15 protein-coding genes are annotated in these 17786 nt (G+C 63.7%); 8 read left to right on the top strand and 7 right to left on the bottom strand.

Translation table 11 applies throughout. The features are described from left to right. Window positions 1-6: 6 nt before the first annotated feature. The 3 genes from rpmI to thrS form a co-directional block, all read right to left on the bottom strand. Entirely contained in the window at window positions 7-204 is a 198-nt protein-coding gene (gene rpmI, locus KAR29_RS08080; protein WP_274372495.1) for a 50S ribosomal protein L35, read from the bottom strand. Between the two features lie 92 nt (window positions 205-296). After that, complete coding sequence (infC, locus tag KAR29_RS08085) at window positions 297-890, bottom strand: translation initiation factor IF-3 (protein ID WP_311135632.1); 594 nt, start codon at window positions 888-890, stop codon at window positions 297-299. A 233-nt stretch (window positions 891-1123) separates the two neighbouring features. After that, window positions 1124-3055, bottom strand: coding sequence for a threonine--tRNA ligase (thrS, locus tag KAR29_RS08090; protein ID WP_274372496.1), 1932 nt, complete (start codon window positions 3053-3055; stop codon window positions 1124-1126). A 391-nt stretch (window positions 3056-3446) separates the two neighbouring features. Between thrS and KAR29_RS08095 the strand changes: the two genes are divergently transcribed. Then, window positions 3447-4922, top strand: a complete 1476-nt coding sequence (locus tag KAR29_RS08095) for a sodium-dependent transporter (protein ID WP_274372497.1) — start codon at window positions 3447-3449, stop codon at window positions 4920-4922. A 382-nt stretch (window positions 4923-5304) separates the two neighbouring features. Here the strand turns inward: KAR29_RS08095 and dut are convergent, their stop codons facing one another. The 3 genes from dut to rpsO all read right to left on the bottom strand — a co-directional run bounded on the left by dut (window position 5305) and on the right by rpsO (window position 8443). Beyond that, window positions 5305-5739: a dUTP diphosphatase gene (dut, locus tag KAR29_RS08100; RefSeq protein WP_311135580.1), complete on the bottom strand. Its 435-nt coding sequence runs from the start codon at window positions 5737-5739 to the stop codon at window positions 5305-5307. A gap of 4 nt (window positions 5740-5743) precedes the next feature. Beyond that, window positions 5744-8023, bottom strand: coding sequence for a polyribonucleotide nucleotidyltransferase (gene pnp, locus KAR29_RS08105; protein WP_274372498.1), 2280 nt, complete (start codon window positions 8021-8023; stop codon window positions 5744-5746). A 147-nt stretch (window positions 8024-8170) separates the two neighbouring features. Continuing rightward, entirely contained in the window at window positions 8171-8443 is a 273-nt protein-coding gene (gene rpsO / locus KAR29_RS08110; RefSeq protein WP_274372499.1) for a 30S ribosomal protein S15, read from the bottom strand. Window positions 8444-8665: 222 nt separating this feature from the next. Between rpsO and KAR29_RS08115 the strand changes: the two genes are divergently transcribed. Continuing rightward, a complete protein-coding gene (locus tag KAR29_RS08115; protein ID WP_274372500.1) occupies window positions 8666-9346 on the top strand; it encodes a response regulator transcription factor in 681 nt (226 codons plus the stop codon). A 37-nt stretch (window positions 9347-9383) separates the two neighbouring features. Then, on the top strand, window positions 9384-10934 hold the full coding sequence (locus KAR29_RS08120; protein ID WP_274372501.1) for a sensor histidine kinase: 1551 nt from the start codon (window positions 9384-9386) through the stop codon (window positions 10932-10934). 62 nt (window positions 10935-10996) lie between these two features. On the opposite strand, the gene KAR29_RS08125 is transcribed toward KAR29_RS08120, so the two are convergent. Further along, window positions 10997-12385 carry a trypsin-like peptidase domain-containing protein gene (locus tag KAR29_RS08125; RefSeq protein WP_274372502.1) on the bottom strand — a complete coding sequence of 463 codons (1389 nt, stop codon included), beginning with the start codon at window positions 12383-12385 and terminating at the stop codon, window positions 10997-10999. Window positions 12386-12469: 84 nt separating this feature from the next. On the opposite strand from KAR29_RS08125, the gene KAR29_RS08130 reads away from it, so the two are divergent. The 5 genes from KAR29_RS08130 to KAR29_RS08150 are packed head-to-tail and all read left to right on the top strand — an operon-like array spanning window position 12470 to window position 17776. Further along, the gene (locus tag KAR29_RS08130) at window positions 12470-12622 is read left to right on the top strand and encodes a hypothetical protein (RefSeq protein WP_274372503.1); all 153 of its coding nucleotides are present in this window, start codon (window positions 12470-12472) and stop codon (window positions 12620-12622) included. Further along, window positions 12619-14010 (top strand): sodium:solute symporter family protein, encoded by a 1392-nt coding sequence (locus tag KAR29_RS08135; protein ID WP_274372504.1) that lies wholly within the window; start codon window positions 12619-12621, stop codon window positions 14008-14010. The genes KAR29_RS08130 and KAR29_RS08135 overlap by 4 nt, the downstream gene beginning before the upstream one ends. Then, window positions 14007-15266, top strand: coding sequence for a sensor histidine kinase (locus KAR29_RS08140; protein ID WP_274372505.1), 1260 nt, complete (start codon window positions 14007-14009; stop codon window positions 15264-15266). Before KAR29_RS08135 ends, KAR29_RS08140 begins: the two co-directional genes overlap by 4 nt. Next, entirely contained in the window at window positions 15244-16587 is a 1344-nt protein-coding gene (locus tag KAR29_RS08145) for a sigma-54-dependent transcriptional regulator (protein ID WP_274372506.1), read from the top strand. The genes KAR29_RS08140 and KAR29_RS08145 overlap by 23 nt, the downstream gene beginning before the upstream one ends. Further along, the gene (locus KAR29_RS08150; protein WP_274372507.1) at window positions 16574-17776 is read left to right on the top strand and encodes an RNA polymerase factor sigma-54; all 1203 of its coding nucleotides are present in this window, start codon (window positions 16574-16576) and stop codon (window positions 17774-17776) included. The genes KAR29_RS08145 and KAR29_RS08150 overlap by 14 nt, the downstream gene beginning before the upstream one ends. Window positions 17777-17786: the final 10 nt, after the last annotated feature.

Here is a 17786-nt window from a genome sequence, read left to right on the forward strand (position 1 = left end):
TCGTAACTAGGCGTAGGGCAGAAGGGTCTTGACCGTCCGCGTCAGTGTCTCCGTCAGAACTCCCTGCTGACGGAGGCGACGGATGCGGCTCGCGCCCTTGTGTCCCGTGAGGTGACGGCGACCGCTCTTCTGGTATACGACCTTGCCGCCGCCGGTGAGGCGGAAGCGTTTCTTCGTGGCGGAATGGGTCTTCATTTTCGGCATCTCAGCGCGTTCTCCCTTCACAAATGACGGCAGCTCCGCTCAGGAGGCGAAGCCGCCTTCCTTCCGGTCGGGCCCGGAGCTCCGCAAGAAACCTAAGCCTTCTCGGCCTCCGACGACGCGGGGACGGCCTTCGGCTCGATTTTTTTCGCCGCAATCGGCGCGGTAACCTGCAGAGGGGCCAACATCATGCGCATATAGCGCCCCTCCATGCGAGGATAGGCATCGATCTTGCCCAAATCGTTGCAGTCGACAACAACACGGTCGAGAACCTCGCGCCCCTTGTCCTGAAAGGCCATCTCCCTCCCCCGGAAGAAGATGGAGACCTTCACCCTGTGACCGCCCTGGAGGAAACTGCGAATGGCCTTGACCTTGAAATCGTAGTCGTGGACATCGATCTTGGGCCGCATCTTCATTTCCTTCACGCTCTGGGTCTTCTGCTTCTTGCGGGTGTCCTTGTCCCTCTTCTGCTGCATGAAACGGTACTTGCCGTAGTCCATGACGCGACAGACGGGGGGCTTGGCCAGAGGGGCCACCTCGACGAGATCGAGCTCCCTCTCCTCGGCCAGGGCAAGGGCCTGGCGCGTCGGAATGACACCGACCTTGACGCCCTGATCGTCGATGAGAAGGACTTCGTGGACCCTGATCTCTTCGTTGATGCGAGGTTCCGAATCGGGCTTTGCGGCTATAGCAGGTCACCTCCATTGATATCGTTGACGAACGTTCGTGGACGCATCCACGCTAAAAGGGGCCGGAGGTTACGCCTCCGGCCCCATCGATACCGAGATGAACGTCTTCCCTTTCCCTCACAGAGGCCGGAAAGGAGAGACTTTTTCTTCTTCGGCGTCGCCGGGTGAGAGGAGACCTCTACTTACGACCCTAACAACAGCGACGCTTATTCTACCACTCATTTCCGCTCTTTTCAAGAGAGGGGCACGCACCGATGCAGCGAGGGCTCGTCGTCGAGGGGGTTGAACTCCTCCAGGAGCAGTTGGCGGAAGGCCTCCAGGGTGAACGAGCCCAGATCGCCGCGGCTTCGTTCCCGTACGGAGACCTGGCCCGATTCGGCCTCCCTCTCGCCGATGACGATCATGAAGGGAACCTTCTGGAGCTGGGCATCGCGGATCTTCTTGCCCAGCTTCTCGTCTCGTCTGTCCACTTCGACGCGGACGCCCCACCCCTTGAGCGTGGCCTCGACGGAAGAGGCCCAGGGAAGAAAGTCCTCTTTGACGGGGAGGAGGCGGACCTGGAAAGGAGCCATCCAGAAGGGGAAGGCCCCTGCATAGTGTTCGATGAGGATGCCCATGAAACGCTCAAGACTGCCCAGAACGGTTCGATGAAGCATGACGGGGCGGTGTTGGGCACCGTCGGGACCGATATAGGTCATGTCGAACTTCTCGGGGAGCTGGAAATCGAGCTGAATCGTCCCGCACTGCCAGGTGCGGCCGATGCAGTCCTCGAGGTGGAAGTCGATCTTGGGGCCGTAGAAGGCGCCGTCGCCGGGGTTGAGGCGATAGGGGACGCCCTTCTCCTCCAGGGCCTCCTGAAGGGCCCTCTCGGCCCTGTCCCAGAGGACGGGATCACCCATGGCCTTTTCGGGCCGAGTCGACAGCTCCACCCGGTAGGAGAAGCCGAAGACATCCTTGTAGATGTGCTGGACGAGATCCATGATCCCTTTGATCTCCGCCTTGATCTGGTCGGGCGTCACGTAGAGATGGGCGTCGTCCTGCGTGAAGCAGCGGACTCTCATGAGGCCGTGAAGGACGCCGGAGCGCTCGTGACGATGGACGGTCCCCAGCTCGGCCATGCGGAGGGGAAGGTCGCGGTAGCTGCGGATCTGGCTCTTGTAGACAAGGATGCCGCCGGGGCAGTTCATGGGCTTGATGGCGAAGGGAGCCTCGTCGATTTCGGTGAAGTACATGTTCTCCCTGTAGTGATCCCAATGGCCCGAACGGATCCAGAGGTCCCGGTCCAGGATGAGGGGCGTCATGATCTCCTGATAGCCGGCGCGACGGTGCTCCTTCTGCCAGAAGCGGATGAGCAGATTGCGGATCGTCATCCCCTTGGGGTGGAAGAAGGGAAAGCCGGGCCCCTCGTCCTGAAGACTGAAAAGATCGAGCTCGCGCCCCAGCTTGCGGTGGTCGCGACGCTTGGCCTCCTCGATGCGCTTCAGATAGGCCTCGAGGTCCTCTTTCCCGGCGAAGGCCGTCCCGTAGATGCGGGTGAGCATGACGTTCTTCTCGTCACCGCGCCAGTAGGCCCCGGCCAGGGAGAGGAGCTTGAAGTGGCGCAGCTGGGAGGTGTTGGCGACGTGAGGTCCCCGGCAGAGATCGACATATTCGCCCTGGCGGTAGAGCGAGATTTCCTCGTCGGCCAGTCCTTCGACGAGCTCGACCTTGTAGATCTCCCCCTCGGAGCGGAAGAGCTCGAGGGCCTTCTCACGCGGAAGGAAAAGGCGCTCGACGGGGAGGGCCTCCTTGACGATGCGGCGCATCTCGTCTTCGATCCGCTTCAGGTCGCCTTCCGTGACAGTTCCGGCGACGTCCATATCGTAGTAGAACCCCTCTTTGATGGCCGGACCGATGGCGACCTTCGTGCCGGGATAGAGTCGGCGAACGGCCTGGGCCATGAGATGAGAGGTGGAATGACGCAGGATTTCGAGCCCCTCCTCGGAATCGGCCGCGACGGGCTCGACCGTGGCCGATTCCGTCAGGGTGGTCGTCAGATCGGCGAGGGAACCGTCGACGCGGGCCGCAACGGCGCCCTTCCTGAGTCCCCAGCGATCGAGGGCTTCCGAGGGAGTGACCGACTGGGCCTCGAAGGAACGGCCGTCGGGAGCGGAAAAGATGGACATGGTGAAATCGCCTCCTGCCGCGCCGGGGGATACCGTCCTCCGTACGCGGGATCTATGTGCCTTCCGCAGCCATTCTAGCACAGCCCTCCCCCCGGGAGAGGAAGAGGGGGGGAAGAGCTCCGAGGAGACTCCAGTTCCACAATCCTATCGGAACAAAAGTGATTTATATCCCAACTTATTTAATCGTGAAAAGGCTAGCCAAAGTCGTCAATCTTGAATATAATGCCCCTATCGTACTCAATGGCGGGTTCCAAGGAGCCCCAGGTCGCCACCTTGCAGAAGAGTGGCAACTGTCTTCAGAGCGCGAAAAGGGGGGATCGTCTGGAAAGAAGGAACCTGAGGCGGTCAGAGATCGTTCGAAAGACCACCATACCGCAGGGGAGGGAAAGGCATGTCAGGAAAAGCAGGAAGTGAACAGTGGGGAAGTCGCTGGGGTCTGATTCTCTCGGCCATCGGCATGGCCGTCGGCACCGGTAACATCTGGAGGTTCCCCCGCGTCGCCGCCGCCAACGGCGGAGGCGTTTTCGTCGTTGCCCTTATGATTTCATTATTCCTCTGGGCCATCCCCCTCATGATGGCCGAAGCCGTCTGGGGCAAGAAGAGCCGCATGGGCTGCGTCGGCTCCTTCAAGGTCCTCATGGGCAAGAAGTATACCTGGCTCGGCGGCGTCGTCGGCTGGATCGTCCTCGCCATCGTCTTCTATTATGCCGTCGTCATGGGCTGGTGCGTCCGCTACTTCGTCTACGCCCTCATGGGCACCATCAAGCCCGGCCTCGACACGGAGGCCCTCTGGACGGCCTTCTCGACGACGAAGGGGGCCATGGTCCCCTGGCACATCATCTCCATGATCATCACCGTCGCCATCGTCTACAAGGGCGCCATCGCCGGCATCGAGAAGGCCAACAAGATCCTCATCCCCACCCTCTTCGTCCTCCTCCTCGTCCTCGTCGGCCGCTCCGTCACCCTCGACGGCGCCGATAAGGGGCTGGAGTTCCTCTTCCATCCCCAGTGGGGCGAGATGCTCAAGGGCAAGATCTGGCTCGAGGCCTTCACCCAGGCCGCCTGGTCGACGGGAGCCGGCTGGGGCCTCATGCTGACCTACTTCGTCTACGTCGGCAACAAGGAGGACATCGCCCTCAACGCCACGACGGTCTGCCTCGCCGACACGACGGCGGCCCTCCTGGCCGGCCTGGCCGTCATCCCCACCATCTTCGCCCTCTCCCCCGATCCGCAGGCGGCCGTCACGTCGGGCAACACGGGGCTGGCCTTCATCCACCTGACGCGGCTTTTCACCGTCATGCCCGGCGGCACGCTCATGGCCATCGCCTTCTTCCTCGCCCTGGTCTGCGCCGCCCTCTCCTCCATGCTCTCCATGATCGAGCTGGGCTGCCGCATGCTTCTCGACATGGGCATGGAGCGCAAGAAGGCCATCCTCGTCGCCGGCGTCGGCATCACCATCCTGGGCCTCCCCTCGTCGATGAGCATCTCCTTCCTCGACAACCAGGACTGGGTCTGGGGCGTGGCCCTTCTCGTCTCGGGCCTCATCTTCTCCCTCGGCGCCATCAAGATCGGCGTCCAGAAGATCTGGGACGAGGACATCGAGCCCTGCTCGGACATCAAGGCCGCCTGGATGTGGAAGCTCATCTACCTCTTCCCCCTCTGGTTCGTCCTCATCTTCGCCTGGTGGACCATTCAGGCCGCGTCCTGGTACCCCGGCGAGTGGTACAAGTGGCTTCCCATCTCCAAGTACACCTTCACCGTGGGAACCATGTACTACCAGTGGGCCATCTGCTTCGGCATCATCTTCGTCCTCAACAACTGGCTCGCCGAAAAGACGAAGTACCCCGCCAAGGTCGATTTCGACTAGCCCGAACGGCGTCTGAAGGAGGAATGGCTCATGTGGAAGCTCAATATGGTCGTCATCATGATCATCACCTTCGGAGGCTTCGGCCTCTGCATATGGAAAACCATGGTGTCCCAGGAGGCCAAGCAGAAGGCCGGCAAGTAGGGGCCTGAGGGAAACGGCGCAGGGGGGAGCGGCGAAAGTCCGCTCCCCCCTTTTCGTCGTCGCCCCCGTCGACGAAAGGGGGGAGCCTGTCCCGGAACCGGCCTCGCCCTTCCGACGACACCGCTCCCGTCCCCCCCCACAAAGGGGAACAGGTCACACGAAGGGGGGCGCCTTGAGGCGCCCCCCTTCGTCGATCTATTGCTTCCGTATCTCTTCCGTCGCGTGCCCTCGCCACCGCAGGTCAGCCCGTGCTGCCGAAGCCGCCCGAACCCCGCTCCGTCTCGGAAAGCCCTCCGCCCTCCTCGAAATTCATGACGACGACGGGCTGAAGGACCATCTGGGCGATCCTGTCGCCTGGGGCGATCCGGAAGGGCTCCCTGCCGTGGTTGACGACGAGGACCTTCACTTCGCCTCTGTAATCGCTGTCGATGGTTCCCGGCGCGTTGAGGAGCGTCACGCCACGGCGAAGGGCCAGGCCGCTCCGAGGACGGAGCTGGATCTCGTAACCTCTGGGAATTTCGAGAAAGATCCCCGTGGCGACGGCCCGCCACTCGCCGGGAGGAACGACGACCGATTCACAGGCGGCCAGATCGGCCCCCGCCGACCCCTCCGTGGCGTAGGCCGGAGGCGCCAGACGTCTGGCCGCCTCCGTCCGCTTCATCCTGACGACGACCAAGGAGCTACTCCCGGGGACGGCGGGGACCGCCGGGGCGGCGATCGCCGCTTCGGCCGGGCCTGTCTCCGTCACGACTGGGACGGTCTCCCCTCGGGGCGGGGCGCCCGCCGCCGGCGGCGGCCTTTTCGGCGATGAGGACCTCTCTCTCGTCTTCGGCGGCGAAGATCGCCTTCCAGGCCGGATCGGACTCGAACTCGCTTCTGCGGTCGACGAAGACGCGGCGGCGCGAGAGGTTGACGCGGGAGAGGTCGTCGATCTCCTTGACGACGACGAGGACGCTGTCGCCGGGCTGAAGGATCTCGTCGAGCTTGGGCACGTGGTGGGTGCTCACTTCGCTGACGTGAAGGAGCCCTTCCTTGCCGGGAAGGACCTCGACGAAGGCGCCGAAGTTCATGAGACGCGTCACCTTGCCGTAGAAGACCTCGCCGGGCTCGACGTCGCGCGTCAGGTCCCGGATCTGGCCCATGGCCTCCTCGGCCTTCTCCGAGGACGACGAGGCGATGAAGATGCGGCCGTCGTCCTCGACGTCGACCTTGCAGCCCGTGTCGGCGATGATCTTGCGGATGATCTTCCCGCCGGGGCCGATGACGTCGCGGATCCGGTCGACGCTGATCTGCATGGTGTAGATGCGGGGAGCGTAGGGCGACATCTCCTCGCGGGGGGCGGCCAGAGTGGCTTCCATGCAGCCCAGAATGTGGAGGCGGGCACCGCGGGCCTGATTGAGGGCCCTCTCCAGGATGGCACGGGTGATGCCTCCGGCCTTGTTGTCCATCTGGAGGGCCGTCACGCCGTCACGGGTGCCGGCCACCTTGAAGTCCATGTCTCCGTAGTGATCTTCCAGGCCCTGGATGTCGGAGAGGATTTCGACGGCGTCGCCCTCCTTGATGAGCCCCATGGCGATGCCCGCCACCGGCTTGGCCAGGGGGACGCCGGCGTCCATGAGGGCCAGGGAGGCGCCGCAGACGGAGGCCATCGAGCTCGATCCGTTCGACTCGAGGATGTCGGAGACGACGCGGACGACGTAGGGGAAACTCTCGTCGGGCATCATGGCGCGGACGGAACGCTCGGCCAGGGCTCCATGGCCGATTTCGCGGCGACCGGGTCCCCTCATGGGGCGGACCTCCCCCACCGAATAGGGAGGGAAGTTGTAGTGAAGCATGAACTTTTTCGGCGGCTCGTCGAGCTTGATGCCGTCGAGGATCTGGTCGTCGTTGCCCATCATGCCCAGCGTGGCCGTCACCAGGGCCTGCGTCTCGCCGCGGGTGAAGACGGCCGAGCCGTGGGTCCGGGGAAGGACGCCCACCTCGCAGGAGATGGGACGCACTTCGTCCATGGCGCGGCCGTCGGCGCGAAGGTGTTCCTCGACGACGACTCGGCGCATGATCGTCTTGACGAGATGCTCCACCACCTCGCCGATGTAGCGCTTCGCCTCGGGGTAGCTCTCGGCGAAGTGCTCGATGGAGCGCGCCTTGACGACCTCGATGGCCGCGCCACGGGCCTGTTTGGCATGAATGAGCACGGCCTCGCGGATGGCGCCGGACTGGGTCGATTCGATCCAGTCGTCGATCTCGGCGAGGGTTGCGGGGGGGACGAACTCGAACTTGGCCTTGCCGATCTCGTCGCGGATCTCGATCTGAAGACGGCAGATCTTCTTGATCTCCTCGTGGGCCAGCTCGAGGGCGTCGGCCAGGAGGGACTCCGAAACCTCTCGGGCTCCGGCCTCGACCATGGTGATGCCCTCGAGGTGCCCCGAGACGATCAGGTCGAGAGTGCTTTCGTCCAGGGCCTGCTCCGTGGGATTGACGACGAGCTCGCCGTCGATGCAGCCGATGCGGACGGCGCCGACGGGACCGCCCCAGGGGATGTCGGAAATCATGAGGGCCGTCGATGCCCCGTTGATGGCCAGGATGTTGGGGGGATTGGACTGGTCGACGGAAAGCACGGTGGCGACGACGTGAACGTCATGGCGCATCCGCTCGTCGAAGAGGGAGCGGATGGAGCGGTCGATGACGCGACAGCCGATGATGGCCGTCTCCGTCGGTCTCCCCTCGCGCTTGATGAATCCTCCGGGGATCTTTCCCGCCGAGTAGTAGCGCTCCTCGTAGTCGACGAGAAGCGGGAAGAAGTCAAGCCCCTCTCTGGGCTTTTCCGTCATGCAGGCCGTGACGAGGACGACCGTCTCGCCGTAGGTCATGCGCACCGAACCGCTGGCCTGTTTGGCCAGATAGCCTGTCTCGATCTTCATGTCGAGACCGCCTATCGTCATGGAGTAGTTGTGAATCATCTCGTTGTTGCCTCCTTGAAGTTCCGTCTTTTTTTCCTCTTTGCACGTCTCTTAGCATAACACAAAGAGGGGCTCCCTCCAGGGAGCCCCTCTTGATTTGAGAAATAAAGAGTGGGGAGAGCCGGGCTCTCCCCACTCTCGAGAGGACTAGTGGCGCAGCCCCAGCCTCTGGATCAGGGTCTGGTAGCGACCGAAGTCGTTCTCCTTGAGATAGTTGAGCAGCTTGCGCCGCCGCCCGACCATCTTGAGAAGGCCCCGACGGGAGTGGAAATCCTTCTTGTGGATCTTGAGATGTTCCGTCAGCTCCCGGATGCGGTAGGTCAGAAGGGCGACCTGAACCTCGGGAGAGCCCGTGTCCGTCTCGTGCGTCTTGTACTCGGAGATCAGATTCGTCTTGGTCTCCTTGTCGGCGTTCAACATCCTCTTTCACCTCGTGTGATCAGATCCCGAAACCAAGCGGGTCGCGCAGCGAGCGAACCTCCGAGTGACGGGTCGCGCCTATTGTACCATCAGCGCTTCCAAGGGAGCAACGGAACCCGGAATAATGTTGTGCTCGACATTGGCTCATGACTGTGGTTTAATGGGAGAACTACGAACATCTTCCATTTCCCCTTAAAAGATGCCGAAAAGGAGCGATTGCCGATGAAGATTCTGATCATCGAAGACAACAGGGACCTCGTTCAGGTCCTCGCCGAAGGTTTCGGAGAAAACGGCTTCGCCGTCGACAGCGCCTACGACGGAGAAGAGGGCCTGGCCAAAGGCAAGGGAACCGACTACGACTGTCTCATCGTCGACATCATGCTGCCCGGCATGGACGGCTTCCAGATGGTGGAGAAGCTGCGCGAGGAGGGCAAGGATACGCCCATCATCATGCTCACCGCCAAGGACACCGTCGACGACCGCGTCGAGGGGCTGAACCGCGGGGCCGACGACTACCTCGTCAAGCCCTTCGACTTCCGCGAACTCATCGCCCGCGTCCACGCCCTCATCCGCCGTCGGTCGGAGCAGAAACGCCCCCTCCTCAAGTGCGGGCCTCTCGTCCTCGACCCCGTCGCCCGGGAGTGTCGCGTCGGCGACGACATCGTCCCCCTCCGCCGCCGCGAGTTCGACATCCTCGAGCTTCTCATGCGCTACGAGAACCAGGTCTTCACCCGGGATCGCGTCATCGCCCACGTCTGGCAGAAGGAGTACGACGGGACGAGCAACGTCGTCGACGTTCACGTCAAATACCTCCGGGACAAGCTGCGCCCCTTCAATCTCGACACGGTCGTCATCACCGTCCGGGGCGTGGGCTACAAGGTCTCCTGCCCCGAGTACGACTAGAGAGGTCCTTTCGGGGACCGTTTCGAGCATGTAGACGATGAGGGACATCTCAGGCGGGAAGGGGCGGAGGCGCTCTCTTTTCCATCTCCGTTCCTTCCGCTTCAAGATGACGCTCTACTACTGCCTCGTCCTGCTGGGACTCGTCCTCGGCTTCGGCGGGGCCGTTCTCGGTTTTTTCTCCTACTTCCAGATCGACAGCATGAACCGCTCTCTCCGGGAGTCCTCTTCCCGCGTCGCCTTTCATCTGGCCACGCAGGGCATTTTCTTCATCGACAGCGAGGAGTATATCCTTCTCCGCGGAACGTGGAGCCTCCTCCATCTCGATTTCCAGATCTACGACGAGGGGCTCAACGCCCACGTGGGGGGCTCGGGCCGGCTTCATCCCGGATTCGCCCTCTCCCCCGTCCTCGTCGGACGGCTCCTCCGCCAGGGGCAGGAGCCGAGGACGGTCAACCTCCTCGAGCAGGATTTCGCCCCGCGTCACCTCTGGCTCATGCCCTGGTACCAACCTCCGGGACGCTCCCTCATCCGCGTCACCTGGCAGCAGATCCGCCTCCCCACGCGGAGCTACTACGTCGTCGTCGGCATGTCCCTCGACAGCTTTCTCGCCGCACGGTCCCAGATCGCCTACGTCGTGGTCGTCACAGCCGCCATCGCCGGACTGGCCGCCCTTTTCCTAGGCTACGGCGCCGCCGTTCGCGCCATGGAACCTCTGACGACGATCAACCGCTTCATCTCTCAGGTGAGCATCGACAACCTGGGAATGCGCCTCCCCTTCGGAGGCGACCGGGAGATCGCCGAGCTGGCCCTCCACCTCAACGAAATGCTCGACAAGCTCGAGCGCTCCGTCCATCAGCTCAAGCAGTTCACCTCCGACGTGAGCCACGAGCTGCGGACGCCCATCGCCGTCGTCAAGGGCAAGATCGAAGTCTCCCTTCTGAGAGATCGCGACCCGGCCTACTACCGAAAGAGCCTCGGCGAGATCAGCAAGCAGGTGGGCAACATGCAGAACATGGTCGAAGTCCTTCTCGAATTGGCCCGCCTCGACGCCCTGACGGGCCTCGAAGAGCCGGAGGCCGTCGATCTCTGCCTCATCGCCGAAGAGGTGGCCGATGCCATGGCGCCCATCGTGGCGTCGAGGAGGCAGAAACTCCGCCTCGATCTCGATCTCGCCCCCATCCTGGGACGACAGGGCCTCCTCCTCCGCCTGGTCTCGAACCTTCTCGACAACGCCAGCAAATACACGCCCGAAGAAAAGGAGCTGGGAATCCGCACCGGCTTTCACGAGGCGCGGCGCGAGGCCTATATCGAGGTGTGGGACAGCGGCCCCGGCATGGAGGAGGAAGGGGTCCGGCGCTGCTTCGACCGCTTCTGGCGCGCCGACCGGGCCCGTTCCACGCCGGGCTACGGCCTCGGGCTGACTCTGGTCCAGCGCGTCGCTCAACTTCATCGTGCCGAGGTGGATATCGACTCCGTCATCGCCGCCGGAACGACCTTCCGCCTCCGTTTCCCTCTCGACGTCCAGGCCCTGACCGATTATCACGGCGGGCTGGCTCAGGAGGAGCCCCCTCCCGGGGAGAGGGCATGAAGCAGGGGGCCTCGGGCAACGTCTCTCGCCCGAGGCCCCCTGCTTGTCCGATGAAAACCGCCTCAGATGCGCATGGAGACGAAGAAGGTCCTTCCCTCGCGCCACACGAGGAGAACGATGGCCTTGTTCTGCGTCGAGAAACTCTCCTCCAGGGACTGGGCTCCCTTGATCTTGACGCCGTTGATCTCGATGATCAGGTCGCCCCGACGCAATCCCAGCCGATCGGCGGGCGATCCGGGAACGACTTTGGAGACGACGGCCCCCTCGTTGTCGGGGAGATTGAACTCCTGCTTCAACTCTCCCGTGACGGAATCGACTTCGATTCCCATCGTTTCGATGAGTTTCGTCACCTTCTCGGACTGGGCGATCTGGCCGGGAATCTCGCCCAGCTTGACGTCGAGGCTCTTTTTCGTGCCGCTGCGGACGATTTCCACCTTGACGGTGTCACCGGCCAGCTGGCGACGGACAAAGGCCGAAACATCCTGGTGGTTTTCGATGGTCTTGCCGTTGATGGAGACGATGACGTCGCCCCGCATCAAACCGCTGCGATCGGCGGGAGAGCCAGGCACGACGTCGGCCACGACGGCTCCCTTGTCCCCCTCGAAGCTGTAGGTCTCGGCGAATTCTTTCGTCAGGGGCTGGATGTAGACGCCAAGCCAGCCTCTGTTGACCTTGCCGAAACGGATCAGGTCGTCGAGGACGTCCTTGGCCATGTCGATGGGAACGGCGAAACCGATTCCCTGGGCGTAGGGAACGATGGCCGTATTGATGCCCAGGACCTGGCCCTCCAGATTCAGGAGAGGGCCGCCGCTGTTGCCGGGATTGATGGCGGCATCGGTCTGGAGGAACCCGTCGAAGTTGATGTCCCCGGCGTGGACGGAACGGTTTTTCGCCGAAAGGACGCCGACGGTGACGGAATGTTCGAAACCGTAGGGATTGCCGATGGCCACGACCCACTCGCCGACGGAGGCCGTCTCGGACCGGCCCAACTCGAGGACGGGCAATCCCTTGGCCTCGATCTTGATCACGGCCAGATCGAAGGTGGGATCGTGGCCGACCGGTTTGGCCTCGAAGCTCCTGCCGTCGGAGAGGGAGACGGTGATCTTGTCGGCCCCCTGGACGACGTGGTTGTTGGTGATGATATAGCCGTCTTCGGTGACGACGAAGCCCGACCCCTTGCCCCTCATGGGGACGACGCGGGAGAAGCGTTCGTACTCCTCGCCGAAGAAACGGCGGAAAAAGGGATCTTCGGCGAAGGGAGAGAAGGAGCGCTTGACCATGGCTTCCGTGTCGATATTGACGACGGCCGGCGAAGCCTTCTCGGCAATTTTGGCCACGGTATTCCCCGTGAAGGGATCCTGAGCCCGGGCCGAACCGGGTCCGGATACAGCCAGAGCTCCGGCGAGCCCGATCAGAACCAGAAGCCGTACGAGGACCTTTCCTGATTTCACGAGCGGTCACCTCCGTTTTGTGTTGTCCCTGATGATAGGCATCCCCTCCCGATCCGACATCGGTTTTTTTACGGAAGGGGAAGGTTGACGTCCTCTCAGAAGATTCTATCCTACTGGGGCGGAGGTGTGGCCATGATCTTTCTCCCCGTCCTGCTCGACTGGTCTCTGTTCTTTCTTCTCGTCGCGTCGCCTCTCCTCGTCGTCGGAGCCCTCCTGCGCAGGAAGAGAGACCGATGAACCCGCCCCTTCTGGTCCAGCAGCTTTTGGGCTTCGGCGCCTATGCCCTGGCCCTGATTCTCCTTGCCGGGAAGGCCTTCTCCTGGGACGAGGACCGTCGCCTCTACTACCTGGGCGGCCGCAGGCTCAGCCTCTGGAGCTCCATCGCCACCTTCTGCGCCACCTGGATGAGCGGCGCCTCCGTTCTGGGCTACACGATGCTCCTCTACCGCGAGGGCTACCTGGCCTTCACGGGGTCCGTCAACGGCTGGCTCATGGGCCTCCTTCCTCTCGTCTTCGTCGTCGGCCGCCTCAGGAAAAGCAGGGCTCTCTCCATGCCCCAGTGGCTCTCCGAGACCTACGGCGACGCGAGGCTGAGGCGTCTCTCCGCCCTGGCCCTCCTTGCCGCCTACACCCTCTACCTGGTCATTCAGTTTCGCGTCTTCGGCGCCGTCGTGGCCCATCTTCTCGATATCGACTATCCCGTGGCCTCCCTTCTCGTCTATCTTTTCGTCATCTACACCACCTTCGGCGGTCTGCCCTCCGTCGTCCGCAGCGACGCGCTGAACCTCGTCGTCATCGTCGTCGGCGTCTCGGCGGCAGCCCTGGCCGTCTCGGCAAGCGCAGGAGATCCCCTGACGCTGCACCGGAAGCTGGCCGCCGCAGACCCGGCCGTCATGGCCACGCTCTCGCCTCGAGGCGCCCTTTTCACCCTGACGATGATGACCGGTTGGGCTCTGGGCGTCGCCTCCAATCCCCAGTACGCCGTCCGAATCCTCTCCGCCGAAAGCCCCCGCACGGCCTGGCTCATGCTGGCCCTCTCACCTTTCATCCTGGGCTGGATCTACGGCTGCCTCACCGTCATCGGTCTCGGAGGGAGGCTTCTTCTCCCGCTCCTTCCCCCCGTCAACCAGGAGATGGGCTTCGCCGTCCTCACCAGCTCCATTCTCGGCCCCCTTCCGACGGTGCTCCTTTTTCTCGCCGTCCTGGCCGCCGCCGTGAGCACGGCCAACTCCCAACTCCTGCTGGCCGCCTGCTCCTTCTGTTACGATCTGAGGGGCAAGGGCCGCCGGAGGGAGGGGGCCATCGAAGAGGATCGTTTTCTCCTCGGCAACCGTCTCGCCGTGGCCGTCATCGCCTCGGCGGCCCTCGTCCTGAGCCTTCTTCCCCTGCCGGCCATTCTCGACCTGGGGCAGCACAGTTGGGCCGTCGTGGCCCTCTGCTTTTTCCTTCCCCTCTACGGCCCCTCGTCGTGGCGGCGGAAGGGGCTTTTCGAGGCCTTGACCGTCGCCCTCATCTTTCACGGCCTTCTCGTCTTCGGCCTGGGGCTCCGCCCCGAAATGGCCCTGATCCCGGCGCTGTTCGTCGAAGCCCTCTGCTGGATCGTCGAGGGGACAAGCCCATCATGAGGCGCCCCAGTCTGGAAAGCTCCATCAAGCTCGTCGTCTCCTCCATCGCCCTGGCCCTCATCCTCTCCCTTACGGGCACGACGCTCTACGTCGACTACCACGACCGAATCGGCAGGGAAGAGGAGACCATAAGAGCCCTCGCCCCTCAGATGGCTCGCCTCTCCTCTGTCGAGGCCGCCACCCTCCTTTCGGCCAGGGGAAAGAACTGGCGCATCGTTGCGGGAACGGAAGGGGACGTCCCTCTTCTTCGCTCCGCAGAGGGGGCTCTCTGGAAGGCCTGTCCCGATCGGGCAGCCCTCTTCGCCGATCTTCTTCACCGCCAGCGCCACGTTCTCGTCGTGGCCATGATCGGCCTCCTGCTGTCCGTCGAGATCGCCGTTTTTCTCGCCTACGGCCTGACGCGCCCGCTGAAACGTCTCGCCTGGGCCTGCAGCGAGATCTCGGCCGGGCGCTGGGTCAGACTTCCGAGACGGGAGGTCCCGCCTTTCGAGTTCGCCCTCGTCGAGGCCACCTTCAACGACATGATCAGCCGTCTGCGGCAGGGGCAGGAGCTGGAGCGCCGCATGGCCCGAGTGGAACGCCTCGCCGCGCTGGGGCAGGTCATCGCCGGGGTCTCCCACGAGATACGCAACCCGCTGGCGGCCATCCGCGTCCATTTGGACCTGCTCGAATCGTCCGTCGACGGAGAAGGGCAGGCCTCGCTGGCTCTCGTGGGCCGAGAGCTGGACCGCCTCAACGGAACGGTGTCACAGCTTCTGGCCTACGGCCGGCCTCCGGAGCCGATCTGGGGCCCCCTCTCCGTCGAGGAGCTTTTTCTCTGGTGCCGACGCATGATCGGCCCCAATCTGAGCCGATCCAAAGTCTCCCTGGCCGTCGAAACCGAAGGCGATCTCGCTCTTTCCGGCGATGGAGGACGCCTCCAGCAGATGCTCCTCAATCTGGCTCTCAACGCCCTGGCGGCCATGGAACCGCAGGGAGGCCGTCTGACCCTGGCGGCAAGGAGGAAGGGAGAGAGGATCGAAATCGAAGTCCGCGACACGGGAAGGGGAATCGCTCCCGAAATCGCCGACCGCCTCTTCGACCCCTTCTTCACCACGCGCCCCGACGGAACGGGTCTGGGGCTTTCCATCGTCTCCCGCGTCGTCGAAATGCACGAGGGGACGCTCCGGGTCCGCTCCGAAGAGGGGCAAACCTCGTTCATCATCGATCTGCCGACAGAGAGGAGCGGGAATCATGACGCGACTATGGATCATTGAAGACGAACCGAGCCTCGCCCAGGGACTGGGAAAGGCCTTCGAACGGGAGGGCCTGGCCGTCACCCTCATCCCCGACCTGGCAGTTCTCAACAGGCTACTCAAAGGGGAGAGGCCCGAAATCGTCCTTCTCGACCTGCGCCTTCCCGACGGCGACGGCCTGACGGCGCTGCCCCATCTGCTCAAAAGCAACAAAGAGGCGCGGGTCATCGTCATGACGGCCTTCGGCGATTCGGCCCTCATCGTCAGGGCCATCAAGGAGGGCGCCTACAACTACCTGGATAAGCCCTTTCCCCTCGAGGCGGCCAGGAACATGATCCGCCGCGCCGCCGAGGCCCTCGATCTCTCGCGGCGCGTCAGCCGCCTCCAGGGCGAGGGAATCCCCCTCGTCGGCACGTCGCCGGCGATGGAAAAGGTGCGCGACTTCATCGCCAAAGTGGCCTCCTTTTCCGATCTCAACATTCTCATCCGGGGAGAGAGCGGATCGGGCAAAGAGGTCGTCGCCCGCCTGATCCACCGCAACGGAGCCCGCAAGGGCGACTTCGTGGCCCTCAACTGCGCCGCCATTCCCGAGGCCCTCATGGAGGCCGAGCTTTTCGGCTACAGGCGAGGGGCCTACACGGGAGCCGCCCAGGACAAGACGGGCCTTATCGAGGTGGCCCGAGGCGGAACGCTTTTTCTCGACGAGATCGGCGACATGGCCCTGCCCCTTCAGGGCAAGCTGCTGCGCTTTCTCGATTCCCGCTCCTTCCGCCCCCTGGGCGACACGAAGGAGACGGAAGTCTCCCTTCAGGTCCTCTGCGCCACCTGCGTCGATCTCGAATCGCGCATCGCCCAGGGGACGTTCCGGCGCGATCTTTTCTATCGCATCGCCCTTCTCCCTCTCGAACTTCCTCCGCTGCGAGAGAGAGGACGGGACGTCCTGGAGCTGCTCGAGACCTTTCTGGCCGAATTCTCGGCCCGCCTGGGACGCCCGCCCCTCGCGCCCTCGGCGGAAGTGGAGGAACTCTTCCTCGACTATCCCTGGCCGGGCAACGTCCGGGAGTTGCGAAACCTCGTCGAAAGACTCTACATCCTCAAAGAAAGCGGAGACAGAGCCATCCGTCTCGCCGACCTGCCGGAGGAAATGCTCGACGCCCTTCCTCCGGGTTCCCCCTTCCCCTCGACGGCGGGAAATCTCAAAAGCCGCCTCGACGGCTACGAGCGCAACCTCCTCGAAGAGGCTCTGGCCCAGTGCGGCTCCAACCGAACCCGCGCCGCCCAGCTCCTGGGCATTTCCCGCTACGCCCTTCTGCGTCGGATGCAGCGCCATGGCATGGATTGAATCGGGGCTCAATCTCCAACCCCGTCTGGAGACGCGGCTGCTCCCCCTGCCCAAAATCCTGGCCGGGCTGGAACTCCTCACCCTCCCCGCCGAACGCCTCGAAGAGGATCTGCGTCGGCGCCTCGCCGACAACCCCTTCTGCCGCATCCTTCCGCCCACGCGAGCGGCGCCTCTCGAAGCGTCCTGGGAGGAGCATGTCGAGGCACCGACGACGATGGACGATCACCTCCGGCCCCAGCTCTGGCTCTGCCCCTCGCTCGCGACGCTGGGTCGGACCGTCACCGAGGGACTGCTCGAACGCCTCGACAGCCGGGGCTATCTCAACGTCGGCCTCGGCGAGCTGGCCGCCTTCCTGGGGCAAGACGAAAAAGAGGCGGGAGAGACCCTCACCGCCCTTCAGGACTGGATCGACCCGCCGGGATTCTTCGCCCTCGATCTCGTCGATTGCCTTTCGATCCAGCTCCGCCGCCGCCATCGGGAGGGAAGCGTCGCCTGGCGCCTTCTCTCCGAGGGACGGGCTCTGCTTGAAAAGGGAACCACGGGACAGGTCGCCTCGGCGCTGGCCCTCTCCCACAGCGCGCTGTCGTCGGCCCTGGAGGAGCTCCGTCGTCTCGACCCCCACCCGGGTCGGGCCTTCGCCCCTTGCCGCCCCCTCGTGGCCGAGATCGCCTTCAAAAAAGGAGGACGAGGCCTGATCGTCAGCCTCATCGAAGGAAACCTCCCCCGCCTCGTCGCCGACGAGACCATGCTCCCCTGGAGAGCCGAAAAAAGCCTCAGCCAGGCCTGGAGGGGCTTTCAGGAGACGGCGAAGCTGCTGGCGCGACGGTACCGGACCAAGCTGCGGCTGGCCCTCTTCCTGGCCTCGCGCCAGGAGGGATACCTCTCCGGCCCAGCCTTTCCGGCACCTCTCGTCCTCGACGAAGCCGCCTCGGACCTCGGGCTCCACTCCTCGACGATCCATAGGGCGGCCCGCTCCACATGGGCCCTCTCTCCACGGGGAACGATCTGCCTCGATCATCTCTTCTCGAGGCCTCTCCAGGCGAGGCCGGATCTCTCCGTGGCCGCACTGAGGAGCCACCTGGCAAGGGGACTGGAGGAGGGAAAAAGTTACGCCGCCGTCGCCAGAGAGCTGGGAATCCCACGGCGTACGGCGGCATGGCACGGCAAGAGGCTGATGAAAAAGCGTTGAGCGGGAAAGG

Source organism: Aminithiophilus ramosus (assembly GCF_018069705.1).
Lineage (GTDB): Bacteria > Synergistota > Synergistia > Synergistales > Aminithiophilaceae > Aminithiophilus > Aminithiophilus ramosus.